This is a genomic window from Streptomyces mabaensis, assembly GCF_053763515.1.
Genome location: NZ_JBSOPZ010000047.1, coordinates 20,935 through 45,411, shown reverse-complemented (window position 1 = coordinate 45,411; position 24,477 = coordinate 20,935). Strand labels below are relative to the sequence as shown.

Annotated in this window: 23 protein-coding genes and 1 tRNA gene; 7 read left to right on the top strand and 17 right to left on the bottom strand. The window is 70.2% G+C overall.

From position 1 onward, the window contains the following. Positions 1–342 precede the first annotated feature (342 nt). Positions 343–2,013, top strand: a complete 1,671-nt coding sequence (locus ACWV17_RS30490) for a multicopper oxidase family protein (RefSeq protein WP_455362213.1) — start codon at positions 343–345, stop codon at positions 2,011–2,013. A 911-nt stretch (positions 2,014–2,924) separates the two neighbouring features. Here the strand turns inward: ACWV17_RS30490 and ACWV17_RS30485 are convergent. After that, entirely contained in the window at positions 2,925–3,368 is a 444-nt protein-coding gene (locus tag ACWV17_RS30485; RefSeq protein ID WP_455362212.1) for a CBS domain-containing protein, read from the bottom strand. Between the two features lie 206 nt (positions 3,369–3,574). Next, positions 3,575–3,925 carry a winged helix-turn-helix transcriptional regulator gene (locus tag ACWV17_RS30480; RefSeq protein WP_455362211.1) on the bottom strand — a complete coding sequence of 117 codons (351 nt, stop codon included), beginning with the start codon at positions 3,923–3,925 and terminating at the stop codon, positions 3,575–3,577. A gap of 45 nt (positions 3,926–3,970) precedes the next feature. Here ACWV17_RS30480 and ACWV17_RS30475 point away from each other — a divergent pair, with 45 nt between their 5' ends. Continuing rightward, positions 3,971–4,858, top strand: a complete 888-nt coding sequence (locus tag ACWV17_RS30475) for an NAD(P)-dependent oxidoreductase (RefSeq protein WP_455362210.1) — start codon at positions 3,971–3,973, stop codon at positions 4,856–4,858. A 5-nt stretch (positions 4,859–4,863) separates the two neighbouring features. On the opposite strand, the gene ACWV17_RS30470 is transcribed toward ACWV17_RS30475, so the two are convergent. Further along, the gene (locus ACWV17_RS30470) at positions 4,864–5,073 is read right to left on the bottom strand and encodes a DUF397 domain-containing protein (protein ID WP_455362209.1); all 210 of its coding nucleotides are present in this window, start codon (positions 5,071–5,073) and stop codon (positions 4,864–4,866) included. Positions 5,074–5,182: 109 nt separating this feature from the next. Between ACWV17_RS30470 and ACWV17_RS30465 the strand changes: the two genes are divergently transcribed. Together ACWV17_RS30465 and ACWV17_RS30460 are read left to right on the top strand one after the other, a co-directional pair. After that, positions 5,183–5,530 carry a hypothetical protein gene (locus tag ACWV17_RS30465; RefSeq protein WP_455362208.1) on the top strand — a complete coding sequence of 116 codons (348 nt, stop codon included), beginning with the start codon at positions 5,183–5,185 and terminating at the stop codon, positions 5,528–5,530. Positions 5,531–5,558: 28 nt separating this feature from the next. Further along, a complete protein-coding gene (locus tag ACWV17_RS30460) occupies positions 5,559–5,708 on the top strand; it encodes an antitoxin VbhA family protein (RefSeq protein WP_455362214.1) in 150 nt (49 codons plus the stop codon). A 16-nt stretch (positions 5,709–5,724) separates the two neighbouring features. On the opposite strand, the gene ACWV17_RS30455 is transcribed toward ACWV17_RS30460, so the two are convergent. The 4 genes from ACWV17_RS30455 to ACWV17_RS30440 all read right to left on the bottom strand — a co-directional run bounded on the left by ACWV17_RS30455 (position 5,725) and on the right by ACWV17_RS30440 (position 10,381). Continuing rightward, complete coding sequence (locus ACWV17_RS30455) at positions 5,725–7,146, bottom strand: GH1 family beta-glucosidase (RefSeq protein WP_455362207.1); 1,422 nt, start codon at positions 7,144–7,146, stop codon at positions 5,725–5,727. A gap of 63 nt (positions 7,147–7,209) precedes the next feature. After that, the gene (locus ACWV17_RS30450; protein WP_455362206.1) at positions 7,210–8,052 is read right to left on the bottom strand and encodes a carbohydrate ABC transporter permease; all 843 of its coding nucleotides are present in this window, start codon (positions 8,050–8,052) and stop codon (positions 7,210–7,212) included. Next, the gene (locus ACWV17_RS30445) at positions 8,049–9,008 is read right to left on the bottom strand and encodes a carbohydrate ABC transporter permease (RefSeq protein WP_455362205.1); all 960 of its coding nucleotides are present in this window, start codon (positions 9,006–9,008) and stop codon (positions 8,049–8,051) included. The genes ACWV17_RS30450 and ACWV17_RS30445 overlap by 4 nt, the downstream gene beginning before the upstream one ends. Next, positions 9,005–10,381: an ABC transporter substrate-binding protein gene (locus tag ACWV17_RS30440; protein WP_455362204.1), complete on the bottom strand. Its 1,377-nt coding sequence runs from the start codon at positions 10,379–10,381 to the stop codon at positions 9,005–9,007. Before ACWV17_RS30440 ends, ACWV17_RS30445 begins: the two co-directional genes overlap by 4 nt. Positions 10,382–10,533: 152 nt before the next feature. On the opposite strand from ACWV17_RS30440, the gene ACWV17_RS30435 reads away from it, so the two are divergent. Beyond that, positions 10,534–11,562: a LacI family DNA-binding transcriptional regulator gene (locus tag ACWV17_RS30435; RefSeq protein WP_455354572.1), complete on the top strand. Its 1,029-nt coding sequence runs from the start codon at positions 10,534–10,536 to the stop codon at positions 11,560–11,562. Between the two features lie 62 nt (positions 11,563–11,624). On the opposite strand, the gene ACWV17_RS30430 is transcribed toward ACWV17_RS30435, so the two are convergent. From ACWV17_RS30430 to ACWV17_RS30420, 3 genes are all read right to left on the bottom strand, one after another. Then, positions 11,625–11,697: transfer RNA gene (locus ACWV17_RS30430), tRNA-His, on the bottom strand. A gap of 156 nt (positions 11,698–11,853) precedes the next feature. Beyond that, positions 11,854–12,456 carry an oligoribonuclease gene (gene orn / locus ACWV17_RS30425; RefSeq protein ID WP_455354571.1) on the bottom strand — a complete coding sequence of 201 codons (603 nt, stop codon included), beginning with the start codon at positions 12,454–12,456 and terminating at the stop codon, positions 11,854–11,856. 5 nt (positions 12,457–12,461) lie between these two features. Further along, on the bottom strand, positions 12,462–13,751 hold the full coding sequence (locus ACWV17_RS30420) for a helix-turn-helix domain-containing protein (protein ID WP_455362203.1): 1,290 nt from the start codon (positions 13,749–13,751) through the stop codon (positions 12,462–12,464). 666 nt (positions 13,752–14,417) lie between these two features. On the opposite strand from ACWV17_RS30420, the gene ACWV17_RS30415 reads away from it, so the two are divergent. Together ACWV17_RS30415 and ACWV17_RS30410 are read left to right on the top strand one after the other, a co-directional pair. Then, positions 14,418–14,939, top strand: a complete 522-nt coding sequence (locus ACWV17_RS30415) for a universal stress protein (RefSeq protein ID WP_455362202.1) — start codon at positions 14,418–14,420, stop codon at positions 14,937–14,939. Between the two features lie 152 nt (positions 14,940–15,091). Beyond that, complete coding sequence (locus tag ACWV17_RS30410; protein ID WP_455362201.1) at positions 15,092–15,661, top strand: acetate uptake transporter; 570 nt, start codon at positions 15,092–15,094, stop codon at positions 15,659–15,661. 112 nt (positions 15,662–15,773) lie between these two features. Here the strand turns inward: ACWV17_RS30410 and glmS are convergent, their stop codons facing one another. From glmS to ACWV17_RS30375, 7 genes are all read right to left on the bottom strand, one after another. Then, entirely contained in the window at positions 15,774–17,588 is a 1,815-nt protein-coding gene (gene glmS / locus ACWV17_RS30405) for a glutamine--fructose-6-phosphate transaminase (isomerizing) (protein ID WP_455362200.1), read from the bottom strand. 73 nt (positions 17,589–17,661) lie between these two features. Continuing rightward, positions 17,662–17,940: a hypothetical protein gene (locus tag ACWV17_RS30400; protein WP_455354566.1), complete on the bottom strand. Its 279-nt coding sequence runs from the start codon at positions 17,938–17,940 to the stop codon at positions 17,662–17,664. A 201-nt stretch (positions 17,941–18,141) separates the two neighbouring features. Then, on the bottom strand, positions 18,142–19,944 hold the full coding sequence (locus ACWV17_RS30395; RefSeq protein WP_455362199.1) for an IucA/IucC family protein: 1,803 nt from the start codon (positions 19,942–19,944) through the stop codon (positions 18,142–18,144). Further along, positions 19,941–20,510, bottom strand: coding sequence for a GNAT family N-acetyltransferase (locus ACWV17_RS30390; RefSeq protein ID WP_455362198.1), 570 nt, complete (start codon positions 20,508–20,510; stop codon positions 19,941–19,943). The genes ACWV17_RS30395 and ACWV17_RS30390 overlap by 4 nt, the downstream gene beginning before the upstream one ends. Further along, positions 20,507–21,802: a lysine N(6)-hydroxylase/L-ornithine N(5)-oxygenase family protein gene (locus ACWV17_RS30385; RefSeq protein ID WP_455362197.1), complete on the bottom strand. Its 1,296-nt coding sequence runs from the start codon at positions 21,800–21,802 to the stop codon at positions 20,507–20,509. The genes ACWV17_RS30390 and ACWV17_RS30385 overlap by 4 nt, the downstream gene beginning before the upstream one ends. Further along, positions 21,786–23,276, bottom strand: coding sequence for a pyridoxal phosphate-dependent decarboxylase family protein (locus ACWV17_RS30380; protein ID WP_455362196.1), 1,491 nt, complete (start codon positions 23,274–23,276; stop codon positions 21,786–21,788). Before ACWV17_RS30380 ends, ACWV17_RS30385 begins: the two co-directional genes overlap by 17 nt. Before the next feature lie 176 nt (positions 23,277–23,452). Then, positions 23,453–24,370 carry a siderophore-interacting protein gene (locus ACWV17_RS30375; RefSeq protein ID WP_455362195.1) on the bottom strand — a complete coding sequence of 306 codons (918 nt, stop codon included), beginning with the start codon at positions 24,368–24,370 and terminating at the stop codon, positions 23,453–23,455. Between the last annotated feature and the right edge of the window lie 107 nt (positions 24,371–24,477).

The window sequence follows — 24,477 nt, the reverse complement described above, 5'->3', positions numbered from 1 at the left end:
CCCCCCCCCCCCCCCCCCCCCCCCCCCCCCCCCCCCCCCCCCCCCCCCCCCCCCCCCCCCCCCCCCCCCCGCGCCCATGTCTGGTGTGTCTATATTTCGGTAGGTACGGGGCCGGGGTAAGCTGCGGACCATGATCACATATCGGACACCGTGCGATGTGCGGCCCTTGCTGCTCGCGGCGGTGCTGTTCGGGCAGGCGCTGATACGCGTCGCGTGACGTGCGCGCGTACGTGCGTGCGTACGTGCGCTCTCCGCCTCAATCCGCCCGAATCCGCCCCGAACCTGCCCCGAATCCGCTTCGACGGGGATGGTCCTCGCTCAGTTGCCGAGGTGCACTCAGTCATGCACACGCACAGCCACACCACCCGCCGGGCCGTTCTCGGTGCCGGAATCGCCGCGGCCGGTTCGGCGCTTCTGTCCGCCTGTTCGGGCGGTCGCCCGGAGCGCGGCGCTCCCGGCTCCGGCTCCGGCTCCGCCGCGCCCGGCGGGCACGGCTCCGGACCCGGCGGGCACAGCCCTCCCCCCGGGCCCCGTGGGTTCGTCTCCCCCGGGGACGTGGAGGTCGGGGAGGTCGAGGCGAAGCGCGGCGACGGCCGGGTCCACACCGTGAAGCTCACCGCCACCGCCGGCTCGGTCGAGCTGGGCGGCGGACGTACGTTCAAGTCGTGGGCGTATGACGGCCTGCTGCCCGGCCGGGAGGTCAGGCTGACGGCGGGCGACACGCTCGCACTCACCGTCGCCAACCACCTGCCGCAGTCGACGTCGATGCACTGGCACGGGATCGCGCTGCGCAACGACATGGACGGCGTGCCCCATGTGACGCAGGCGCCGATCAAGCCGGGCGAGTCGTTCGCGTACCGCTTCAAGGTGCCGCACCCCGGTACGTACTGGTTCCATCCGCACTCCGGCGTGCAGATCGACCGGGGGATGTACTCGCCGCTGATCGTGGACGACCCGAAGGAGCCGCTGTCGTACGACCGCGAGTGGATCGTCATCCTCGACGACTGGGTGGATGGAGTGGACGGCTCCACGCCTGACGCGGTGTTCGCCCAGCTCCGCAAGGGCGCGGGCGGCGGCATGAACCACGGCTCCGGGCACGGGGGTCATAGTGGCGACGACGGCCATGGTGGCGACGACGGCCATGGGGAGGATGGGCCGGGGCTGGGAGCGGGGCCGAACCGGTTGCGGATGGGCATGACGAGCTACCTGCTCGGCGGCGACGCGGGCGACGTCGACTATCCGCACTACCTGATCAACGGGCGCACCCCGGACGATCCTTCGCAGTTCACGGCCAAGCCCGGCGACCGGATCCGGCTGCGCATCATCAACGCCGGCGGTGACACGGCCTTCCGGGTGGCGCTCGGCGGTCACAAGCTGACGGTCACCCACACCGACGGCTTCCCCGTCCGGCACGAACGGACCCACGCGCTGCTGCTGGGCATGGGCGAGCGGTACGACGTGGTGTTCACCGCCAGGGACGGGGTCTTTCCGCTGACCGCGCTCGCCGAGGGTAAGCGGGCCTCGGCGATGGCGGTCCTGCGCACCGGCGGCGGGGCGCTTCCGCGCCCGTCGGCGCGTCCGGCCGAGCTGTACCGGAAGGTGCTGTCATCGGCTGCGCGTCTCGTGCCGGACGAGTCCGTGGCGCTCGCGCGGCGGAGGCCGGACCGCGAGGTCCGGATCAAGCTGACGGGCGGCATGGAGAAGTACGACTGGGCCTTCGACAGGAAGCCGTACTCCCCGGACCGCCGCTATCCCGTCCGCTACGGCGAGCGGGTCCGGATGTCGTTCATCAACGTCACAGAGATGTGGCATCCCATCCACCTGCACGGCCACACCTTCGCCCTGGCGGGCGTCAACGGGGCGGGCGCGCGCAAGGACACGGCGGTGGTGCTGCCGCACCGCAAACTGACCATCGACTTCGACGCGGACAATCCGGGCCTGTGGATGCTGCACTGCCACAACATCTACCACTCGGAGTCCGGAATGATGACGACGGTGGCATACCGATCGTGAGGCGGGGGCTGGGGCGGGGGTGAGGCGGTCCAGCTTGGCCGGGGGCGAGTTCGTGCGGGTGGGGGGCCGCCCGGCCGGTGATGATGGCGGCTCCGGGCCGGGCGTCAAGGGCGCTCCCTGCGGTCGCGTCGCTGCGCGATGGGCTGCGCCCACCCTGGACTCCCGTCCCTCCACCGCTGACTGATGAGTGGGGGGCGGCCCCCGGAGCGGGGCCCGGGAGCACCTATCGGTTGGTCCGGGCCCCGCTGCCGGCCGCAGGCCGCTGGGTGGTTGCGGGGCGCGGTCTCTCCGGGATGGGCCCGGCTCCGGCTTAGCGGCCACCGGGTGGTGGGTGGCGCGCGGTCCCTCTGGGATGGGCCGGGCCCCGGCTCAGCGGCTTCAGGCCGGTGGGCGTTGGCGAGTGCGGCAGGCACCGGAAGTGCCCGGACGGGGCTCTGGGCGGCCGTCAGGCCGGTCTGGCTGAGGTATGACGACATCCGTCGGCATGAGGGGTCCGCAGGGCCTCAATCTCGCCCGATTTGCCGGGGTTTATGGCCTACTCGCGGCCCTCTCGGCCGCTTGGTGTCAATCCACCTCGGATTGGGCGTTGTCGTAGGCCAACAGACGGCCGTCGGCCGCTGAGCCGAGGCCAGCAGCCCCCGAAGTGGCCGCGTGTCTTGTCCCGCTCACCGGGCTGAGGTCACCGACGAGAGCGCGGCCACTCCCGGGGCTCAGGTGGGGCCCCGCTCCCCGGGGCCGCCCGACACTCATCTGCACCAGCGGGACGGGGCGGACGGTCAAGGGTGGCCGGAGGCCATCGCGCAGCGACGCGACGAAGGAGCGCCCTTGACGGTCCGACCCGGCCCGCCATACTCACCAACCGGGCGGCCCCGGGTTCCCCGAACCCTCGCCTCCGGCCACGGTCACCCCGCCTAGCCGGTCGCCGCGTACACCCGGGTCGCGAACTCCGCGATCTGTTCGTCGCTGAGGTTCTTCGCGAGGTTGGACTCGGTGATCATTCCGACCAGACTGTGGCCCTTGTTGACGTCGATCACCGGCAGACGCTTGATCCGGTGCATCTCCATGGTCTCGAGCGCCTGCGTGGCGTCGGACTCCGCGTCGATCCAGTGCAGCTCACCGGCCAGGGTCCCCGCCTGTACTTCGGCCGGGTCGATCCCCTCGGCGCAACACTTCACGACGATGTCACGGTCTGTGATCATCCCCTTGATCTTGTTGTCATCACCGCAGATGGGCAGGCCACCCACGTTCAGGTCGCGCATCATCTTCGCCGCGTCGAACAGCGACTGGTGCGCGCCGACGCACTGCACGCCGGCCGTCATGATGTCGCGGGCCTTCAGCCCCTTGTCCATGGCCATGATCTCTCCCGCCTTCAGACGCGTTGCCTTACTCCTTCATCGATGACAACACGAATGGCCCAAGGTCGCCCCTCAGGCGGCCTACGCCACCTGCAGTAGCCACTTTTTTGTGGGTACTTGGCGGCGGACAGTAAGGGGCTGATCCTGGTGAAGGGCGGCCGGAGAGCCGCGGATCCGGGTGAGACGTGGGGTGGCGAGGTGATGTATCAGGAGGCCGACCGGGCCTCGGCGAGCTTCTCCAGGCGACGGTGGCCCCAGTCGGAGAGGGGAGCCAACGCCTCGGAGAGTTCTCGGCCGAACGCGGTCAAGGAGTACACGGTCTTCAGCGGAAGCACGTCGTGCACCTCCCGGTGCACCAGTCCGTCGGTCTCCATCTCGCGGAGCGCCTGAGTCAGCACTTTCTCGCTCAGGCCCGGCAGCTGCCGGCGCAGCTCGCCCGGACGGTGCGGACCGGACTCCAGCAGCCAGAGCAGAGCCGTCTTCCACTTTCCGTCGATCACGGCGATCGCGGCAGTCACCCCACAGACATCCGGGTCCTGGGCACGACCGCGCGTCATCTTGGTCCCTTTCACGAATTGTCGAGTCACTACGGGAGTTGAGCCATGTCCTCGCACACCGAACAGCCTGCTGTCACCGTACTGGGCCTGGGGCCGATGGGCCGGTCCCTGGCAGGCGCGTTCCTGGATGCCGGCCTGCGAACCACGGTCTGGAACCGGACGCCGGGCAGGGACCAGGAACTGGTCGCGCGGGGCGCGGTCAGCGCCCGGTCGGCCGAGGAAGCGGTTGCCGAAAGCGGGCTGATCGTGGTCTGCGTGGTGAACTACGACGCCGTGGACGCCATTCTGCGGCCCAAGGCGGTCACCGAGGCGCTCAAGGGCCGCACCGTGGTCAACCTGACCGCCGACACCCCGGACCGAGCCCGGGACGTCGCGGCGTGGGCGGCTGCGCACGGTGTTCGCTACCTCGACGGTGCGATCATGACGCCGACCACGACCATCGGAACACCGGCCGCGGTGTTCATCCACAGCGGCCCGGAGGAGTTCTACCGCGAGCACCAGCCCGTGCTGGACGCGCTGGGCGGCACGCACACCCACCTCGGTGAGGAGATCGGCCGGGCGGCGGCATACGACATCGCGCTGCTCGACATCTTCTGGACCGCGATGGCGGGCTATGCGCACGCCCTGGCGGTGGCGCGGGCGGAAGGCGTCACCGCGCGAGAGCTGGCGCCGTTCGCCCAGGGGATCGGCGCCATACTCCCGCCGATCTTCGAGGAGACCGCGGAGGAAGTGGACAGCGGAACGTTCTCCGGCGAGGACAACCCGCTCACCTCGGCGGCATCGTCCATGGCCCACATCATTCACACCTCCGAGGTCCACGGCATCGACGCGGGTGTGATGCGCGCGGCGGAAGGCCTGGCCCGCCGCGCGATCGGGCGGGGCCACGGCGCCGACGGATTCCTCCGGATCGCCGAGCTCCTCGGCCGCCGTTGAGGAGATCACGACGGGTCAGCGGCGAGCCGGTCGAGACGGCCGGACTTGATCGCGACCAGCAGCGCGCCGAGGGCGGCGGGGGTGGTGGTGGCCACGTCTGTGGGGTGATCACTCTCGCGCAGGTGAACGCGCCTGCGGGGGCCGACGGCCAGCTCTACGCATTCGCCCTGATCTCCTGTGCTGGACGAGGACTTCTGCCAGGCGAGCTGGGGCATCTGTACTCCCTACAGTTCGTACATGACGTGCTGGATCAGGCTGAGTGAGTCCCGGCGGAGCACTACTCTGTCGCGGGCCAGGATCGCTTCACCGGCTGGAGGCCGACGAGTGACCGCACAGCACGCGGCCGGACCGCTCATCCCCAAGCCAGTTCTGCGACTCTCCGCGCTGCGTCAGGCCGTGGCGACCGTCGTGCCGTCCCGTCTCGCCGAGTTCTTCGAGGACATGCAGAAGGCATTCGTCGAAGCGGGCGAGCAGGACAGTGTCCTCCCTATCCGGATGTTCTACCGGCACTGGGGCGTGATCGTCGAGATCGAGCGCCATCCGGACACCGCTCGGCGTCTCCACGCTGCTGAACGCGCGATGGACAGCGAGGCCTCCCCAACGCGGGTCCAGGCCGTTCGGGAAGCCGGCGAGATCGTGCGCGCAGCGCACCGCGAGGTTGCCGGTGGCTGACACCGCGCAGGCTGCGCGGCGGGAGGCCATGGAGTCGGCAACGGGGTCCGTAGAGGCCGAGGGTCTGCGTACGTCTGCGGCCGCGGACCAGGATGCGGCTGCCTACGTCGATGGAACTCTCAGCGAGGGGGACCTCATCGAGCGGGCTATTGCGCGCCATCGCACGACGTCGCCCTGAGCGCCGCCGCCGGCCGTCACGTCTCCGGCGCCTCCGGCAGGACACCCGTCCGGGCCAGGCGGGCGTACCAGTTCGCGCTCGACTTCGGGGTGCGCTTCTGGGTGTCGTAGTCCACGTACACCGTGCCGAAGCGCTTGCTGTAGCCGTACGCCCACTCGAAGTTGTCCAGCAGTGACCAGAGGAAGTAGCCGCGCACGTCCGCCCCCGCCGCGATCGCCTTTCGTACGGTCGCGAGGTGGGCGTGGAGGTAGCGGATGCGGTCCGGGTCGTGGACCGTGCCGTCGGTGCCGGGCTTGTCGTCGTACGCCGCGCCGTTCTCGGTGATCATCAGCGCCACGCCGGGCGCCTCGCGGGTGTACCGCAGCAGCAGGTCGTACAGGCCCGTCGGGTCCACGGACCACTCCATCGCCGTCAGCTCGCCGGGCGGCTGGTGGAACGCGATGTCCTCGGCCCCCGGCCAGGGCGAGTGGGCGGAGGCGCCGTGGCCGTCGTGCCGCCGGGCGGCGCCGGCCGGTGCGGCCGAGACGACCGCGGGCGCGTAGTAGTTGATGCCCAGGAAGTCGAGCCGCTGGTGGATGGCCGACTCGTCGCCTCCGCCGACGAACGACCAGTCGGTGAGTGCCGCGGTGTCGGCCAACAGGTCTGTTGGATAGGCCCCGTTGAGAAGGGGGCCGGTGAAGATCCGGTTGGCCAGGGCGTCGATCCGGCGCCGAGCCTCCGCGTCCCGCGGAGAGCGCGTGAGCGGGCGGACCGCGCTCGGGTTGAGGGCGATACCGGTCCGCGCACGGGCCGGGAGCGCGGCGCGCAGCGCCTGGGTGCCGAGCCCGTGGGCCAGGTTGAGGTGGTGGGCGGCGCGCAGGGCGGCCACCGGGTCGGTACGGCCCGGCGCGTGCACCCCCGAGCCGTACCCCAGGAACGCGCTGCACCAGGGCTCGTTGAGCGTGGTCCACAGGTCCACGCGGTCACCGAGCGCCCCGGCGACCAGATCCGCGTACGCGGCGAAGCGGTACGCGGTGTCGCGCTCCGGCCAGCCTCCCGCGTCTTCGAGCTCCTGGGGGAGGTCCCAGTGGTAGAGGGTCAGGCTCGGCCGGATGCCGTTCGCCAGCAGCTCGTCCACGAGCTTGCGGTAGAAGTCGAGGCCGCGCTGGACCACCGGGCCGCGGCCGGTCGGCTGCACCCGCGGCCACGAGACCGAGAAGCGGTACGCGGTGAGGCCGAGGTCCGCCATCATCCGGATGTCGTCGCGCCACCGGTGGTAGTGGTCCACGGCGATGTCCCCGGTGTCGCCGCCCAGCGTCCTGCCGGGGGTGTGCGCGAAGGTGTCCCAGATGGACGGGGTGCGGCCGTCCTCCCGTACCGCGCCCTCGATCTGGTACGCGGCGGTCGCGGTACCCCACAGGAAGCCGGGCGGAAAGCTCTCGGTCGTGCTCTCGGACATGGAAGCGCTCCCAAGGTAGACACGGACTAGGTGGGTACGGACGATCGGAGTCGGGGAACCTGGTCAGCCCTTGACCGCGCCCTGCATGATCCCGCCGACGATCTGCCTGCCGAACACGACGAAGGCGAGCAGCAGCGGCAGGGTGCCGAGCAGCGCGCCGGCCATGATCACCGACTGGTCGGGGATATAGCCGCGGCCGAGGCCCGTCAGGGCCACCTGCACGGTCGGACTGCCGTTCTGTGTCAGCGCGATGATCGGCCAGAAGAAGTCGTTCCAGGCCATCACGAAGGTCAGCATGCCCAGCACCGCCATGGCCGGCCGGGCGGCCGGGAAGACGACGTGCCACACGACGCGCAGACTGCTCGCGCCGTCGACCCGCGCCGCCTCGATCAGCTCGGTGGGCAGCGCCTCGATCAGGTACTGCCGCATGAAGAACACCCCGAACGCGCTGACCAGGGTGGGCAGGATGACGGCCTGCAGCTGATCGGTCCACGACAGCTCGGCGATCAGCATGTACAGCGGTACGACACTGAGCTGTGGCGGCACCATCATCGTGCCGATCACCAGGAGCAGCAGGACGTTCTTGAACCTGAAGCGGAGCTTGGCGAAGGCGAAGCCGGCCAGCGTCGCGAAGAACACCGTGCCGGCCGCGACCGACCCGGCGACCAGCGTCGTGTTGAACAGCGCGGTCCCCATGTTGGCGTCGGTCCAGGCGATCTCCAGGTTCTTGAGGAGGTTCCCGCCGAACCAGAAGGGCGGCGGGGTCTGGGCCAGCCGCGTGCTGGTCCGGGACGCGGCGATCGCCGTCCACACCAGCGGGAACAGGGACCCCACGGTGAAGAGGACCAGCACGGCGTACGTCCACCGGCCGCCGTGCAGGTGCCTTCCGGCGCGCCTGGCGGTCATGACGTTCCCCCCTCGCTCTTGTGCAGCCGGCGGGCCACGGCGAAGTTCACCGCGCCGATCAGCAGCAGGATCAGGAACATCGTCCAGGCGATGGCCGAGGCCCGGCCGAGGTGCAGGTTCACCCAGCCCTGTTCGTACAGATAGAGGCCGAGCGTCTGGAACTGGTGGTCGGAGCCGCCGGTCGCGCCCGCCGCGCCGTTGAACAGCAGCGGCTCACCGAAGAGTTGGGTCGACCCGATCGTGGAGACCACCACGGTGAACAGGATCGTCGGCCGCAGCGCCGGGACGGTGACATGGACGAACTGCTGCCACCGCGAGGCCCCGTCCAGTGCCGCCGACTCGTACAGGTCGTCCGGGATCGCCTGCATGGCGGCGAGGTAAATCAGCGCGTTGTAGCCGGTCCACCGCCAGATGACGATCGTCGAGACCGCGAACTGGGAGGTCCAGGTGCCGTTCTGCCAGTCGACGGGATCGACGCCCGCGAGGCCGAGCGCCCAGTTGACCATCCCGTAGTCCCGTCCGAAGAGGAGTACGAAGACGAGCGTCGCGGCCGCGACCGAGGTGGCGTACGGGGTGAGGACCGCGACACGGAAGAACATCGAGCCGCGCAGCCGGTAGTTGAGCAGATGCGCGATGCCCAGCGCCATCAGCAGCTGCGGGACCGTGGAGATCAGCCCGATCGTGACGGTGTTGCGCAGGGCGTTCCAGAAGAACTCGTCCTCCAGCAGCCGGGAGAAATTCCGCAGCCCCACCCAGTTCATGTCGTTGGGCGCGGTCAGCTCCACCTGGTGCAGGGAGGCCCAGCCGGTGTAGAGCAGCGGGAAGAGGCCGAAGGCCGCGAAGAAGACGAAGAAGGGCGCCACGAAGGCGTACGGGCTCCACCTCGTGTCCCGGCGATGGCGGCGGCTGCGCCGCTCCCCGAGCCGGTCGTCCGGGACGGTCCTCGCCGCGGTCACTGGTCCAGGGCGTTGTCGATCGCCTTCACCGCGGCGTTCCAGCCCTGTTCGGGGGACCTGCCCTTCTGGTCGACCTGGAGCATGCCCACGTCGGCCAGGTTCTGCGCGATGACGAGGTCCTTGGGGCCGAGGATCGTGACCGGGATGCCCTCGGCGGCCTGGGCGAAGATCTCACCGATGGGCGCGTCGGCGAAGTACGCGTGCTTGGCACCGGCGACGGCCGGCAGATCGTACGCCGCCCGGGCGCTCGGGAAGCTGCCGCGCTTCTCGAAGAGCTTCGCCTGCTGCTCCGGCGCGGTCAGCCACGCGGCCAGCTTGGCGGCCTCGTCCTTGTTCCTGCCCGCCGAGGGCACGACGAGGAACGAGCCGCCCCAGTTGCTGGGCCTGGGCGCCCGGGCGACGTCCCACTTGTCCTTGCCCTTCTCGCCCGCCTTGTCCTGGATGTAGCCGAGCATCCAGGCGGGGCACGAGAGGGTGGCGAAGGTGCCGTTGGAGAAGCCCTGGTCCCAGGCGGGCGTGAACTGCTGGAGCTTGCCGCTCAGGCCTTCGGTCGCGAACGAGGCCGCGATGTCCCAGGCCTCCCTGACCGCCGGGTTGGTCTTGTAGACGACCTTGCCGTCCTCGTCGTAGAAGCGCTTGGCGCTGCTGCCGGTCACCGCGGCCATCACACCGGATGCCGAGTCAACGAACGCCTTGCCCTTGCCGGATGCCTTGTACTGCTTGCCGACGTCGAGGTACTTGCGCCAGTCGCCGGCCCACAGCCTGCCGACCGCCTCCCGGTCGGTGGGCAGTCCGGCCGCCTTGAACAGGTCCTTGCGGTAGCAGATGCCCTGCGGGCCGATGTCGGTGCCGAGGCCGATGGTCCTGCCGTCCTTGGTGGTGGCCTGGGCCCACTTCCAGGGCAGGAAGGCGTCCTTGCGCACGCCCTGCGTCCTGCCGAGGTCCACCAGCTTGTCCGCCTGGGTGCGGGTGATCTCGGCGATGTTGTTGACCTCGACGGCCTGGATGTCGGCGAGACCGCTGCCGCTGCCGAGGTGGGTGAGCAGCTGCGGGTAGTAGTTCTCGTTCCGCTCGATCGACGTCTGCTTGATGACGACGCCGGGGTTGGCCTTCATGTACTCGTCGTAGAGACCGGCTTCCTTGAGGCCGAAGGCTCCGAAGACCCCGACGGTGATCGTCGTTCGGGCCTTGCCGTTGCCCTTCCCGCCACCGCTGCCGACCGGGGAGCCGCCGGGCTCCTCCTGGTCGGTGGCGCAGCCGGCCAGCAGTCCGGTGCCGAGTGCGGCGACGGCGGCCAGGGCCACCAGCCGGCGCGACGGGACCCCCGGCCTTCGGGACAACCCCGGCCTTCGAGAAAACACAGTTCTGCGCATGGCGTCCTCCTTGTGTCCCGACACGGGTTGTGGGAGCGCTCCCAGATGTGATGGGTTGAAGGGTTCCGGCTCGCCGTAGGGGTGTCAAGGGACCGGACAGCGGGAGCTGGCTCCGGTTGTCCGGCTGTTAGATTTCGATCCGGGAGGCAGCCATGAATGTGCGTGCGCGGAGCGGGGGACGGCCGACCCTCGAAGAAGTGGCGGCGCGGGCGGGGGTCGGCCGCGGCACCGTGTCCCGCGTGATCAACGGCTCGCCCCGGGTCAGCGACCACACCAGGGCCGCCGTCGAGGCGGCCGTGGCCGAGCTCGGTTACGTACCCAACCGGGCGGCCCGCGCGCTCGCCGCCAACCGTACGGACGCGATCGCCCTCGTCGTCCCCGAGCCCGAGACGCGCTTCTTCGCCGAGCCGTACTTCTCCGAGGTGCTGCGGGGTGTCGGCGCGGCCCTCGCCGAGACCGAGCTGCAACTGCTGCTGACCTTCGCGGGCGACGACAGCAAGCGGCGCAAGCTGGCCCAGTACCTGGCCGCGCACCGGGTGGACGGCGTGCTGCTGGTCTCCGTACACGCCGACGACCCGCTGCCGGACCTGCTGGACCAGCTCGGTATCCCGGCCGTGGTCAGCGGCCGCCGCTCGGCGCGCGAGCCGCTCGCCTCGGTGGACTCGGACAACTTCGGCGGTGCCCGCGCGGCCGTGGCGCATCTGGCCGGCCGCGGCCGCCGCACCATCGCCACCATCACCGGCCGGCTGGACGTGTACGCCGCGCAGTGCCGTCTCGACGGCTACCGGCAGGCCCTCGCCGGGGCCGGGCTCGCCGCCGACGAGCTGCTGATCGCGCCGGCCGACTTCACCGAGGAGGGCGGCCGCCGGGCCATGGCCGAGCTGCTGGAGCGCCGGCCGGACCTGGACGCGGTCTTCGCCGCCTCGGACGTGATGGCGGCCGGGGCGCGCCAGGTGCTGCGCGAGGCGGGGCGCCGGATTCCGGACGACGTGGCGCTCGTCGGCTTCGACGATTCGGCCGTCGCCCGGCACATGGACCCGGCCCTGACCAGCGTCCGCCAGCCGATCGAGGAGATGGGCCGCAGCATGGCCGGCGTACTGCTCCAGGAGATGGCGGGCCGGGCGGCGGAGCGGCCGCAGATCGTGCTGCCCACCGAGCTGGTGGTGCGCGCGTCGTCGTAGCTGCCTAGGTGAACGACTGGAGGCCCGGTCCGCTTGCGCGGACCGGGCCTCCAGTCGTTCAGGGTGAGTGACGGGACTTGAACCCGCGGCCACCTGGACCACAACCAGGTGCTCTACCAGCTGAGCTACACCCACCATGTCCGGTCGTTCGCTGAGCGACCGGCCGAGGAAAAGCGTACATGGTCCGGGAGGGTGCTCGCGCCCCGGTTTATCCGGAGGCCCGGCAGCCCCCCGGCCCCGCCGGTCCCCGTACCGGCTCAGTCCCCGTACCGGCTCAGTCCCCGTCCCGGCTCAGTCGCCGGGCAGTACGTACTTCGCGGCGATGGACTTCGCCGTGTCCGAGTCGGGACCCGGCTGCGGGACGAAGACCGCCTCGCGGTAGTAGCGCAGCTCGGCGATGGACTCGCGGATGTCCGCGAGCGCCCGGTGGTTGCCGTTCTTCTCCGGGCTGTTGAAGTAGGCCCGCGGGTACCAGCGGCGGGCCAGCTCCTTGATCGAGGACACGTCGACGATCCGGTAGTGCAGGTAGTTCTCCAGGGTCGGCATGTCGCGCAGCAGGAAGCCGCGGTCGGTGCCGACGGAGTTCCCGCAGAGCGGCGCCTTGCCCGGCTCCTTGACGTGCTCACGTACGTACGTGAGCACCTGCTCCTCGGCCTCGGCCAGCGTGGTGCCACCGGCCAGTTCGTCGAGGAGTCCCGAGGCGGTGTGCATCTGCCGCACCACCTCGGGCATGGTCTCCAGTGCCCCGGCGGGGGGGCGGACGACGATGTCCACCCCTTCGCCGAGCACGTTCAGCTCCGAGTCGGTGACCAGTGCGGCCACCTCGATAAGTGCGTCGTCCGTCAGCGAGAGCCCGGTCATCTCGCAGTCGATCCACACCATGCGATCGTTCATGTGTCTTACCCTACGGGGCGCTCCCGCTGGCCGGGCAGCACAGGGCGGCCCGAAGCGTAGAGGTCCGGGCCCGCTCTGCCCGGTTCCGGTGGCGCGTGTCCGATCGCCGTCGGGCCGTTCGGCGCGCCGGCGGCGGCCGTCCTGCGCTCGTGCGGCGACCGTTCGTGGGGTGCCCGCTCATGCGGTGAGCGCTCGTGCGGCGGCCGCTCGTGCGCAGGCCGCTCGTGCGGCGACCGCTGGTGCGGCACCGCCGTCTCCGCCACCACCGCCGGTTCCGCCTGTGGCCGGCGGGCCCGGTAGGCAGAGCGGTAGGCGGCCGGGGAGGAGCCCAGCTGGCGCCGGAAGTGTCCGCGCAGCGCGACGGGCGAGCGGAAGCCGCAGCGGCCCGCGACCTCGTCCACCGAGTAGTCGGACGTCTCCAGCAGCCGCTGTGCCTGGAGCACCCGCTGGGTGATCAGCCACTGCAGCCGCGCACTGCCGGTGAGCGAGCGGAACCGCCGGTCGAACGTCCGCCGGCTCATATAGGCGCGCGCGGCCAGCGTCTCCACGTCGAACTGCTCGTGGAGATGCTCCAGCGCCCAGGCGACGACCTCGGCGAGCGGGTCGGCGCCGATCTCCTCCGGTAAAGACCTGTCGAGATAGCGCTCCTGACCGCCGCTGCGGCGCGGTGGTACGACCAGCCTGCGGGCCAGCGCCCCGGCGGCCTCCGAGCCGTGATCGGTACGCACGATGTGGAGGCACAGGTCGATGCCCGCCGCGGTGCCCGCCGAGGTGAGCACGTCACCGTCGTCGACGAACAGCTCGCGCGGATCGACATGCACGGACGGATAGCGCTTGGCCAGCGTCGGCGCGTACATCCAGTGTGTGGTGGCGGGCCGGCCGTCGAGCAGGCCGGCCGCCGCCAGGACGAAGGCCCCGGTGCACAGGCCGACGATCCGGGCTCCTTCCTCGTGCGCGCGGCGCAGTGCGTCGAGCGCGTCGGCCGGTGGTGGTGAGGTGATCGACCGCCAGGCCGGTACGACGACGGTGCCCGCCCGCGCGATCGCCTCCAGTCCGTACGGTGCGGTGAGTTCCAGTCCCCCTGTGGTCCGCAGGGGTCCCTCTTCGCCCGCGCACACCAGCAACCGGTAGCGCGGAACGCCGGCGTCCTGCCGGTCGATGCCGAAGACGGACAGTGGAATGGAACTCTCGAAAATGGGGCCGCCGCTGAACAGCAGCACTGCGACGATCTCCCGGCGACGACGCCCGGAAAGCTTGCGCGCGGCCTCCGGTGCGGCGGTGGAGTCCTGGCTCATGGCGCTAAGCCCCCCTCGGGTGTCGCGACTCCTTGTTCTGGTCGCTCCTGCACGTTTCCCCTCGGTCCTGCACGTGTCCCCCGCCGTAGATACTCATGATCGAATCTACTGTGTCCCGTGGTGTCGGCGTGACAAGTTCAGCACCCAGCGCTATGTCGACTTGGCAACTTGGCGTGAAGCATTCGATCACGAAGCGTTCCACTCCGGGAGCCCGGTGGGAAGTGCGCCTTTCGTGAGTGGCCCGTCCCCATAGGCCCCGAGCGGCCTCGACGCCCCTTTCCGCCCTGGTGGCAGAGGGGTTGGGTGGTCATTCCGCCAAGGCAGGGGTGATCACGCGAAGTTGGCTGAAAACCGGTGGGCGCGGGCGTACGAACCAGCCAGGCCCCGGCGCACCTCCACCCGCTCTCCGAGCGCCCCCGTGCGCCTCCACCGCCGGCGGGGCGGCGACCGGCCGGTCACTGGCTGTAGAGGGCAGCCAGCGTTGCGATCCGGGCCGGGCTCGGGCATGCTCCGGGGAACGCCGCCCAAGGGTGAGCGGCCTGGGCAGGAGAAGAGTGTCGCCGTACCCTTGGGGGTATGGGGTTGGGAAGATGATTCCCGGACACAGCTCCGCCGACAACTGTCGTTCGTTCCCCTCCCAAGAGGACATTCTTCGCCGAGACACCGATGGCCGGTCACGAAATTCCCGAACCCGCGGACCGCAAGCAGGTCGCCGATCACTCGGCCGATCTCCAAGCGGCGGAACAGACGCGCCACTCCTGCGATCCCGCCTTCCGGCACGGAGTCGTCGTCGGCTTCGACGGCTCGACGTCCAGTGAGCGCGCCCTCGCCTACGCGATCGGCATGGCCCGGCGGTCGGGCTCCGGCCTGATCATCGTCCATGTGGCCAACCGGCTGCCGACGACGGTCTGGGCGGGCTGCGAGCCGCCCGTGTTCGTGGACGTCCCGGACCACCGGACCGAGGTGCTGGGGCTGGAGCTCGCCTGCGCCGACTATCTGGCCGAGGTGCCCTGGATCCTCGTCGAGCGCGGCGGCGACATCTGCCACGAGCTGGAGGAGGTCGGCCGCGAGTACTCGGCCGACGCGATTGTGGTCGGTTCCACGCACGGCATCGTCGGGCGGCTCTTCGGTTCGGTCGCGGGACGGCTGGCCAAGCGCGCGCAGCGGCCCGTCGTTGTCATCCCGTGACCTCCCGTTGTCCCAGGTGAGACCTGGGCTGATGCGTCGTCAACTTCCTTCGTCCCACCCTGAATTTACCCACGGATACAGGTGGATTGTGTGCTTGTGAAGGGTACATAAGGGTCCTGGGAAGCAGCACCACTGCATGAAGGGAGCCCGCCGTGGACAACGACGTCTCTGCGGGAAGCACGACCTCGACTCTCGGCCACCTCGCACTCGGCCTGACCCTGCTGGCGTTCGGCATCGGCCATGCCGAAGTCATCGACGGAGTGACCGCGGCCGACGCCGTCTCGCTCGCGCTCTACGTCGGCGGCATCGCACTGTTCATCGCCGGACTGCTGGAATTCCGTGGCGGCAACGCCTTCAACGGCACGGCGTACGCGGGACTCGGCGCGTTCTGGTTCACCTGGGGGAGCGGGGCCGGCGCCCAGGTCTCCGCCGAGGCGGCCGGACTGTTCCTGCTCCTCTTCGCGCTCCTCGCGCTCAGCCTGACGCTCGGCTCCGCCGGCAGCGGGCTCCTGACCCAGGGCACCTACGGGCTGCTCTTCCTCTCGCTCCTGCTCCTCGGCATCGCGACATTCGCCGAGAGCGGGGGCCTGGCCCAGGTCGGCGGCTGGGTGGCCGCGCTGGCCGGTCTCGCCGCCTGGTACGGGGCGACGGCCGCGCTGGCCCACTGGCCGACCGCGGTACCGGGACGCGCCGCCGGCCGGCGGGTGACGGCCACCGGCTGAGGCGGCCACACGCCGGCGCGGGCAACGCCGGCAACGAAAGAGCGACCCCCTGTGCGCACTGGTGGCACGCACAGGGGGTCGCCTCGTTCCGGAGAGTTCAGCGGCGGAGCGCCTACTCGACCGTGACGGACTTCGCCAGGTTGCGCGGCTTGTCGATGTCGCGGCCCAGGGCCAGTGCCGCGTGGTACGCGAAGAGCTGGAGCGGGATGCCCATGAGGATCGGGTCCAGCTCGACCTCGTTCTTCGGCACCACAATGGTGTGGTCGGCCTTTTCCTGCTCGCGGTGCGCGACCGCGAGGATCCGGCCGCTGCGGGCCTTGATCTCCTCCAGCGCTGCGCGGTTCTTCTCCAGCAGGTCGTCGTCCGGGACGATCGCGACCGTCGGCATCGCGGGCTCGATGAGGGCGAGCGGGCCGTGCTTCAGCTCGGAGGCGGGGTAGGCCTCCGCGTGGATGTAGGTGATCTCCTTGAGCTTCAGCGAGGCCTCGCGGGCCACCGGATAGCCGCGCACCCGGCCGATGAACATCATCGACTTCGCGTCCGCGTACTCCTCGGCGAGCTTCTTGACCTCGGCCTCGGTCTCCAGGATCTCGGCGATCTGGCCGGGCAGCCTGCGCAGGCCCTCGATGATCCGCTTGCCGTCGGCCACCGACAGGTCGCGGATGCGGCCCAGGTGCAGCGCGAGCAGCGCGAAGGCGACCACCGTGTTGGTGAAGCACTTGGTGGAGACGACGCAGACCTCGGGGCCCGCGTGGACGTACACGCCGCCGTCGGTCTCCCGGGCGATCGCCGAGCCGACCACGTTGACCACGCCGAGGACGCGCGCGCCCTTGCGCTTGAGCTCCTGGACGGCCGCCAGTACGTCGTACGTCTCACCGGACTGGGAGACCGCGATGTAGAGGGTGTCGGGGTCCACGACCGGGTTGCGGTAGCGGAACTCGGAGGCCGGCTCGGCGTCCGAGGGGATGCGGGCCAGCTCCTCGATCAGCCCGGCGCCGATCTGGCCCGCGTGGTACGAGGTGCCGCAGCCGAGGATCTTCACCCGGCGCACCGCACGCGCCTCGCGGGCGTCGAGGTTGAGGCCGCCCAGGTGCACGGTGGAGAAGCGGTCGTCGATACGGCCGCGCAGCACGCGGTCGACCGCGTCGGCCTGCTCGGAGATCTCCTTGTGCATGTACGTGTCGTGGCCGCCCATGTCGTACGACTCGGCCTCCCACTCCACCGTGGTCGGCGTCGCGGTCGTGCGCGAGCCCTCGGTGGTGTAGGTGCGGTAGTCGTCGGCCTTGAGGGTGGCCATCTCGCCGTCGTCCAGGGTGATCACCTGGCGGGTGTGGCTGACCAGGGCGGCGACGTCCGAGGCGACGAACATCTCCTTCTCGCCTATGCCGAGCACGACCGGCGAGCCGTTGCGCGCCACGACGATGCGGTCGGGGAAGTCCTCGTGCATGACGGCGAGGCCGTAGGTGCCCTCGACCAGGCGGAGCGCGGAGCGGACCTTCTCCTCCAGCGACTCGGCCTGGGAGCGGCCGATGAGGTGGGCGACCACCTCGGAGTCGGTCTCGGAGGCGAACACGACACCGTCGGCCTCCAGCTTGGCGCGCAGCTCGGTGGCGTTGTCGATGATGCCGTTGTGGACGATGGCGACCTTGCCGTCGGCGTCCAGGTGGGGGTGCGAGTTCTCGTCGCTCGGGGCGCCGTGGGTGGCCCAGCGGGTGTGCGCGATGCCGGTGGTGCCCGCGAAGCGCTTGGGAATGCGGGCTTCCAGTTCGCGGACGCGGCCCTTGGCCTTGGCGGTCTTCAGCCCGCCCGACTTGCCGGTGATGACGATGCCGGCCGAGTCGTAGCCGCGGTACTCCAGCCGCTGGAGGCCCTCCAGCAGCAGGGGAGCCACATCACGCTTCCCGATGTATCCGACGATTCCGCACATATGTGATGCCCTCCGAGTGGTTGCGTGGGTGCTCGGCCGTGAGACGACGCTCAGCCGTCGGCTCGACGTCGGCTCAGCCGTAGACGAGGCGGCGCAGCTGCCGCAGCGAGAGGTCCGGTGGAGCCACCGCGCGGTGCGGCAGCTCGGCCGCGATCCGCTCGAAGATCTCCGTGTTGGCCAGCCCGCCGGACTGCAGTTCGCGGTGCCGGCGGCGGACGAACTCCTCGGTCTTCTCGTCGAAGTACGCGAGCACGTCCAGTACCACCCGGGCAGCCTCGCCGCGCTGTAGCGGCGTACTGCGCACCAGGTGGTCGACGAGGTCGTCGTGAGCGGACGGGCGGCGTTCGAGCACCCGTAGATATTGGGGGGCGGGAGGGCCTCAACGCAAGAATCCTGCCCGATCCCGGGCAGTGGGACGCGGAAAGAGGTCCGAAAGTGGACCACACCGCGACCGCCGGTGAGGCATGCGGTACGCAGGGTGACCGGGATGAGAGAGGGGCGGGCGCCCGCGCGGTCCGGTCGCACGGGCGCCCGCCGGTTCTCGGCCGGGTCCTCAGCCGCGGGCGAAGCGGGCGATCGGGTTCGCCAGGGTGCCGACGAGCTGGAGGGCGCCCGAGGGGTCCTGGAGGTCGACCATCTGCTGGTTGTTGCGCAGCTGCAGCCGGTTGAGGCAGGACCGCGCGAACTCCGGCGCGTACATGTCGTACTGCTTGAACTTGTCGGCCAGGTGCGGCACTGAGTCCTGGTAGTCCGCCACACAGTCCGCGACGGCCCGCCAGAAGGTGTCCTCGTCCACCACGCCCTCGGTCGCGAGGATCCCGCCCAGGAAGCGGAAGAAGCAGTCGAAGACGTCCGTGAAGATCGACAGCAGCTTCATGTCCTCGGGGACGTCCGCGCGGATCCGCTCGACGGCCGGCGGCAGCACGGCGTCCGGGTCCATCACGCAGATCTCCTCCGCGATGTCCTTGAAGACCGCCCGCTCGACGACGCCGTCCTTCAGGACCAGGATGACGTTCTCGCCGTGCGGCATGTAGACGAGGTCGTACGCGTAGAAACTGTGCAGCAGCGGCGTCAGGTACGCGTGCAGGTAGCGCCGCAGCCACTGGCCCGGCTCCAGCCCCGACCGGGCGATGAGGGCGCCCGCGAACGACGCGCCTTCGTGGTCGGTGTGCAGCAGGGAAGCCATGGTCGCCAGGCTCTCGCCCGGCGCCAGCGACGGCACCGGGCTCTCCCGCCACAGCGCGGCGAGCATTTTGCGGTACGGCGAGTAGCGGTCGGTGGCGGCCTCGTACTGGCGGTGGTGGTAGCCGATGGCCGCGCGCTCGCGGATGATCGAGAAGCGGGCGGCCCGCAGGACGTCGTCGGCTGCGATCAGTCCGGCCAGCCAGTCGTTGATGGCCGGGGTGGCCTCCATGTAGGCGGCCGAAAGCCCGCGCATGAAGCCCATGTTGAGGACCGAGATGGCCGTTTTGACGTAGTGCTTGGCCGGGTCGCTCGTGTTGAAGAAGGTGCGGATCGACTGCTGGGCCAGATAGCTGTCGTCACCCTCGCCCAGGCAGACCAGCCGCTGCTGCGCGACCTCGGCGGCGAAGGTGACGGAGAGCTTGTTCCACCACTGCCAGGGGTGGGCCGGGAAGAGGTAGTAGTCGGCGAGGTCCAGGCCCAGCCCGGCCATCGTCGCGGCGAACCGGGCGAGCTGCGCCTCGCCGAGTTCGGCGCGGACCAGCGCGTCGTAGTCGAGTCCGGCGCCCGCCGTGAAGGTGGCGTGGTCGCGGTGCGCCGCCAGCCAGACCAGCCGGATGCCGCGCGCGGTCTCGGGGGCGTACGAGAGGTACTCGTGGACGCCGAAGCCGAGCCGGCCGTTGTTGGCGACGAAGCAGGGGTGGCCCTCGGTCATGCCGGTCTCGACGGCCTGGAAGCCTGCCTCGGCGAGGTCCGCCGCCGGGACCTGCTCCTTGGTGAGCTTGTACGCCGTCCCGGCCAGGGTCGAGCTGATCTCCTCCAGGTAGACCGGCAGGACCTCGTCGCTCAGCCCCAGGGAGCCCCGCATCTCCAGGAAGAAGTCCAGGGCGTCCAGGGGGAGTTCCGGGCCGTCGCGGTGCCGGGTGACGGACTCGGCGAAGACCTGCCAGTGGTCGAGGGCGAAGACGCGGGCGGTGAAGCGGTACTCGGTGGCGCCGTCGTCGCTGTGTACGGCGTACCGGTCGCCGTCGATCAGCTCCGGGGTCAGCAGCCGCTCGTGGGAGAACTCGGCGAGGGCTTTGCGCACGAGCTGCCGGTTGGCCCGGGCCCACAGGTCCGGGGTGAGATGCGAGACGGCTTTCTGCGCGGTCGGGGTCGTCTGCTTCGTCGTCATCGGGTCGCTCCCTGGGTGGCCTCGAACTGCTCGCGGGTGCAGAAGCTCAGGTACGCGTTCTTCTCCGGCTTCGCCAGCCGCTCGGCTATCTCGAAGCCGACCGCCTGGTTGAGGGCGTGGACGGCGGCGTTGCGTACGTCCGGCTCGACGACCACCCGCCGGGTCGCCGGGTCGTCGAACAGCGCCGCCATCACCGTGGTGATCACCGCGTGCGTGAACCCGTGCAGCGGAGTGTCGGGCGGGGCGACGAGGAAGTGCATGCCGACGTCGCCCGGCTGCGCCTCGTACATGCCCTTCAGCTCGACCTCGGCCGGGTCGTAGCGCTCCATCAGGAACGCGGGCCGGCCCTCGTGCAGGCCGATGAACGCGTCGTGGTGCTCGGCCGCGGCGATCGCCATGTACGCGCGCTCGACGTCGGGCAGCGAGGCGCCCTGCATCAGCCAGAAGGCGGCCTTGGGGTGGGTGACCCAGCCGTGCAGCAGCTCCGCGTCGGCGAACGGGTCGAGGGCGCGTACGGCGAACTCGCCGAGGGTCGCGTCGGTCCGGGTGAAGAGGATGGTGCTCATATGAGGGCGCCCTCCGGGGCGGCGAACTCCTGGAACGCGATGGACTTCTCGACCGCGTAGTGCTCGCGGCCGAGCAGCTCACCGACGATGTACGCGTTGCGGTACGCGGCCATGCCCAGGTCGGGCGAGGTGATGCTGTGGGTGTGGACGGCGGCGTTCTGCAGGAAGATCCCGCGGCCGGTGGTGTCGATGCTGTAGTTGCGGGCCACGTCGAAGCGGCCGTGGCCGTCCCAGCGGATGCGGCCGTGGACGGGCGCCAGGAAGGCCGGCGGGGTGTACCGGTAGCCGGTCGCGAGGATCAGGCCGTCGGTGACGAGGGAGAAGTCCCGCTCCTGCTCCTCCTGGCGCAGGCCCAGGGTGTACGTACCGGTCGTGGTGTCGTAACTCGTCGCTCCCAGCGCCGTGTTGGTCATCAGGCGGGTGGGGACGGGGCCGTTCAGGTTCTTCTGGTAGAGCAGGTCGAAGATCGAGTTGATCAGTTCCGAGTCGATGCCCTTGAACAGGCCCTTCTGCTGGGTCTCCAGGCGGTAGCGGGTGGCCTCGGGGAGGGCGTGGAAGTAGTCCACGTACTCCGGGGAGGTCATCTCCAGCGTGAGCTTGGTGTACTCCAGCGGGAAGAAGCGCGGGGAGCGGGTGACCCAGTTCAGCCGGTAGCCGTGGACATCGATGTCGGCGAGGAGGTCGTAGTAGATCTCCGCGGCGCTCTGGCCGCTGCCGACCAGGGTGATGGACTTCTTGGCCTGGAGCTCCGCCTTGTGCTGGACGTAGCGCGAGTTGTGGATGAAGTCGCCGCCCAGGTCCTGGCAGGCCTCGGGTACGTACGGCGGGGTGCCGGTGCCCAGCACCAGGTGGCGGGCGCGGTACGTCTCGCCGCCCTCGGTGCGGACGGTGTAGAGCGCGTCCGTCTCGTCGTACTCGACGGTGGTCACCGTGGTGTTCCAGCGGATGCTGCTCAGTTTGCCGGCGGCCCAGCGGCAGTAGTCGTTGTACTCGGTGCGCAGCGGATAGAAGTTCTCGCGTATGTAGAACGAGTACAGCCGCCCGGACTCCTTCAGGTAGTTGAGGAAGGAGTACGGAGAGGTGGGGTCGGCCAGCGTCACCAGGTCCGACATGAACGGAGTCTGGAGATGCGCGCCTTCGAGGAACATGCCGGCGTGCCACTCGAAGCCGGACTTGGACTCCAGGAAGACCCCGTCGAGTTCGTCGATCGGCTCGGTCAGACAGGCGAGTCCCAGGTTGAAGGGGCCGAGCCCGATGGCGATGAAGTCGTGGGGCTCACGAGGCGTGGACAAGGGGTTCTCCCAGGTACTGGCTCGCGTGCTCGGCGAGGAGGTCGAGGACGATGGCGATGTCGTCGGTGGTGGTCTGCGGGTTGAGCAGGGTGAATTTGAGGTAGTGGCTGCCGCCGACCTTGGTGCCCGCCACGACGGCCTCGCCGGAGGTGAACAGCGCCTTGCGGGCATAGAGGTTGGCGCGGTCGATGAGCGCCGGGCTGGTGGCGGCCTCGGGGACGAACCGGAAGACCAGGGTGGACAGCTGCGGCTGGACGACGACCTCGAAGCGGGGGTCGGCGTCGAGCATCTTCCAGCCCTCGGCGGCCAGTTCCACGACCTCGTCGAAGAGCTCGCCGACGCCGTCCGCGCCCATCACGCGCAGCGTCATCCAGAGCTTGAGGGCGTCGAAGCGGCGGGTCGTCTGGATCGACTTGTCGACCTGGTTGGGAATCCTGTCCTCGGCCATGCGGCGCGGGTTGAGGTAGTCCGCGTGATACGTCGCGTGGCTCAGCGTGGCGCGGTCGCGCACCAGGACGGCGCTCGAACTGACCGGCTGGAAAAAGGACTTGTGGTAGTCCACAGTGACCGAGTCGGCGTGCTCGATGCCGTCGAGCAGGTGGCGTCGGGTCCGGGAGACCAGCAGTCCACAGCCGTACGCCGCGTCCACGTGCATCCAGGCGCCGTGCTGCTCGCACAGCCGGGCGATCTCGGGCAGCGGGTCGATGGAGCCGAAGTCGGTGGTGCCGGCGGTGGCCACGACGGCCATGGGGAAGAGGCCTTCGCGGGTGCAGCGTTCGAGTTTGCGGGTGAGCGCGACGGTCTGCATCCGCTTGTTCTGGTCGCACGGCACGGATATCACGGCCTCGTAGCCGAGTCCGAGCATGGCGGCCGACTTCTTGACGCTGAAGTGGCTGCACTCGGAGGTGAAGATCCGCAGCTTGGGCAGGATCTCGGCCTTGGCGAGCTGGTGCCCTACGTAGTCGGGGTGCTTTTGCACCAGCCGGCATGCCTCGTCGCGGGCGAGCAGCAGGGCGTGGAAGTTGGACTGCGAACCGCCGCTGGTGAACACGCCGTCCGCCGCGGTGCCGAGGCCGATGCGCTCCGCGGTCCAGTCGATGAGGCGGCGCTCGATCAGGGTGCCGCCGGCGCTCTGGTCCCAGGTGTCGAGCGAGGAGTTGACCGCCGAGAGGACCGCCTCACCGACGACCGCGGGGATGACCACCGGGCAGTTGAGGTGGCCGAGGTAGCGGGGGTGGTGGAAGTAGACGGCGTCTCGCAGGTAGACGGCTTCGAGTTCGTCGAGAGCGGCCGCCGGGTCGTGCAGAGGGCGGTCGAGGTCGATCCCGGCGATGACCGGAGCGAGCGCGTCGACGGCCACACCGGTGTGGGGGCGCTGGGTGGTCGCGAGTTTGGCTGCCACTCGATCGACGCCCTCGGTGACGGAGAGCCTGTACCGCTCCGCGGTCGTCTGGTTGAGCAGATGCGAGCGCATCAACTGTCCTCCGGGGTGAGGTGAATCGTCACACCCTCCGGGCAGGAACAAGCGGGGGGCGAGGGCGTGGCGTCGAAGTTAGGTTAGCCTAACCTAACTTTGCGACGCCAGGCCCTCGCCCCCTGCGGGACGCGCGTGTTGTCCGGGTATCTGGCCGGGAAGTGACCGGCGAGCGCTCAGATCTCTTCGTCCGGGGCGCTGTTCGCCTTGGAGAGGGCTTCGGCGAGAAGCTGTTCCTCGCTGCGGCCCAGCCGCCAGTAACCGACGAACGTGACGGCCCTGCGGTCGATCCCGCGCTCCCGCACGAGATGGCGGCGCAGTGCGCGTACGGTGCCGGACTCGCCCGCGATCCACGCGTATGGCGTACCCTCGGGCAGCTCGGCGGCGCGGACGTGGTCGAGGACGCGGTCCGTACGCGCCGGTCCGTCGCCGCCGGCGCTGTGGCCGCCATAGCCGTGGCCGTCGCCGTCCCGGACGAGCCAGGTGATCTCGGCGTCGGCGAGCGTGGGCAGCACGATGCGGTCGTCCGCGTGCGGGACCTCGATCCACGCCCGGACCTTGCGGTCGCGCGGCATCCGGTCGAGGATCGCCGCCGCCGCGGGCAGTGCGGTCTCGTCCGCGAACAGCAGGACCCAGTCGGCGTCCTGAGGCGGGCGGAAGCGCACCGCGGTGTTGTCCGCGACGGCCGGTCCGAGCACCTTCACCCGGTCGCCGGCCACGGCCCGGCCCGCCCAGCGGGAGGCCGGGCCTGTCTCTCCATGCAGGGCGAAGTCGATGTCGACCTCGTCCTGCGGCTCGCGGCGCTGCTCGCTGACCGTGTACGAGCGCATGACCGCCCGCTCGTCCGCGGGCAGCGCCCGCCACGCGGCGAACCATCCCTCGCCCGCCTCCACCGGTACGACCGGGGCGTCCTGGTGCGGATGCGGCAGGAACAGCGAGAGGCTCTGGTCGTAACCGCCGGCGGCGAAGTCCTTCAACTCCTCGCCGCCGAAGGTGATCCGGATCAGTGAGTGGCCGAGGCGACGCGTCCGTACGACCCGCAGGTCGAAGAAGCGGAACGGCGCGATCGCCGGGGCGGGGGCGGGGACGGTCATGCGGAGGGTCCTCCCTCGGCTGGTTGGCGAGGCTGCCTTGGTCGGCCTGGCGCCTGGTCGGCCTGGACGCCCTGGTCGGCCAGGCTGCCCTGGCTGTCGCGATGGGC

Bases quoted from the DNA above. Each gene is read 5' to 3' on its own strand.
- ACWV17_RS30490 (WP_455362213.1), top strand. From the start codon at position 343: ATGCACACGCACAGCCACACCACCCGCCGGGCCGTTCTCGGTGCCGGA.
- ACWV17_RS30485 (WP_455362212.1), bottom strand. From the start codon at position 3,368: ATGGCCATGGACAAGGGGCTGAAGGCCCGCGACATCATGACGGCCGGC.
- ACWV17_RS30480 (WP_455362211.1), bottom strand. From the start codon at position 3,925: ATGACGCGCGGTCGTGCCCAGGACCCGGATGTCTGTGGGGTGACTGCC.
- ACWV17_RS30475 (WP_455362210.1), top strand. From the start codon at position 3,971: ATGTCCTCGCACACCGAACAGCCTGCTGTCACCGTACTGGGCCTGGGG.
- ACWV17_RS30470 (WP_455362209.1), bottom strand. From the start codon at position 5,073: ATGCCCCAGCTCGCCTGGCAGAAGTCCTCGTCCAGCACAGGAGATCAG.
- ACWV17_RS30460 (WP_455362214.1), top strand. From the start codon at position 5,559: ATGGAGTCGGCAACGGGGTCCGTAGAGGCCGAGGGTCTGCGTACGTCT.
- ACWV17_RS30455 (WP_455362207.1), bottom strand. From the start codon at position 7,146: ATGTCCGAGAGCACGACCGAGAGCTTTCCGCCCGGCTTCCTGTGGGGT.
- ACWV17_RS30450 (WP_455362206.1), bottom strand. From the start codon at position 8,052: ATGACCGCCAGGCGCGCCGGAAGGCACCTGCACGGCGGCCGGTGGACG.
- ACWV17_RS30440 (WP_455362204.1), bottom strand. From the start codon at position 10,381: ATGCGCAGAACTGTGTTTTCTCGAAGGCCGGGGTTGTCCCGAAGGCCG.
- ACWV17_RS30435 (WP_455354572.1), top strand. From the start codon at position 10,534: ATGAATGTGCGTGCGCGGAGCGGGGGACGGCCGACCCTCGAAGAAGTG.
- orn (WP_455354571.1), bottom strand. From the start codon at position 12,456: ATGAACGATCGCATGGTGTGGATCGACTGCGAGATGACCGGGCTCTCG.
- ACWV17_RS30420 (WP_455362203.1), bottom strand. From the start codon at position 13,751: ATGAGCCAGGACTCCACCGCCGCACCGGAGGCCGCGCGCAAGCTTTCC.
- ACWV17_RS30415 (WP_455362202.1), top strand. From the start codon at position 14,418: ATGGCCGGTCACGAAATTCCCGAACCCGCGGACCGCAAGCAGGTCGCC.
- glmS (WP_455362200.1), bottom strand. From the start codon at position 17,588: ATGTGCGGAATCGTCGGATACATCGGGAAGCGTGATGTGGCTCCCCTG.
- ACWV17_RS30395 (WP_455362199.1), bottom strand. From the start codon at position 19,944: ATGACGACGAAGCAGACGACCCCGACCGCGCAGAAAGCCGTCTCGCAT.
- ACWV17_RS30390 (WP_455362198.1), bottom strand. From the start codon at position 20,510: ATGAGCACCATCCTCTTCACCCGGACCGACGCGACCCTCGGCGAGTTC.
- ACWV17_RS30380 (WP_455362196.1), bottom strand. From the start codon at position 23,276: ATGCGCTCGCATCTGCTCAACCAGACGACCGCGGAGCGGTACAGGCTC.
- ACWV17_RS30375 (WP_455362195.1), bottom strand. From the start codon at position 24,370: ATGACCGTCCCCGCCCCCGCCCCGGCGATCGCGCCGTTCCGCTTCTTC.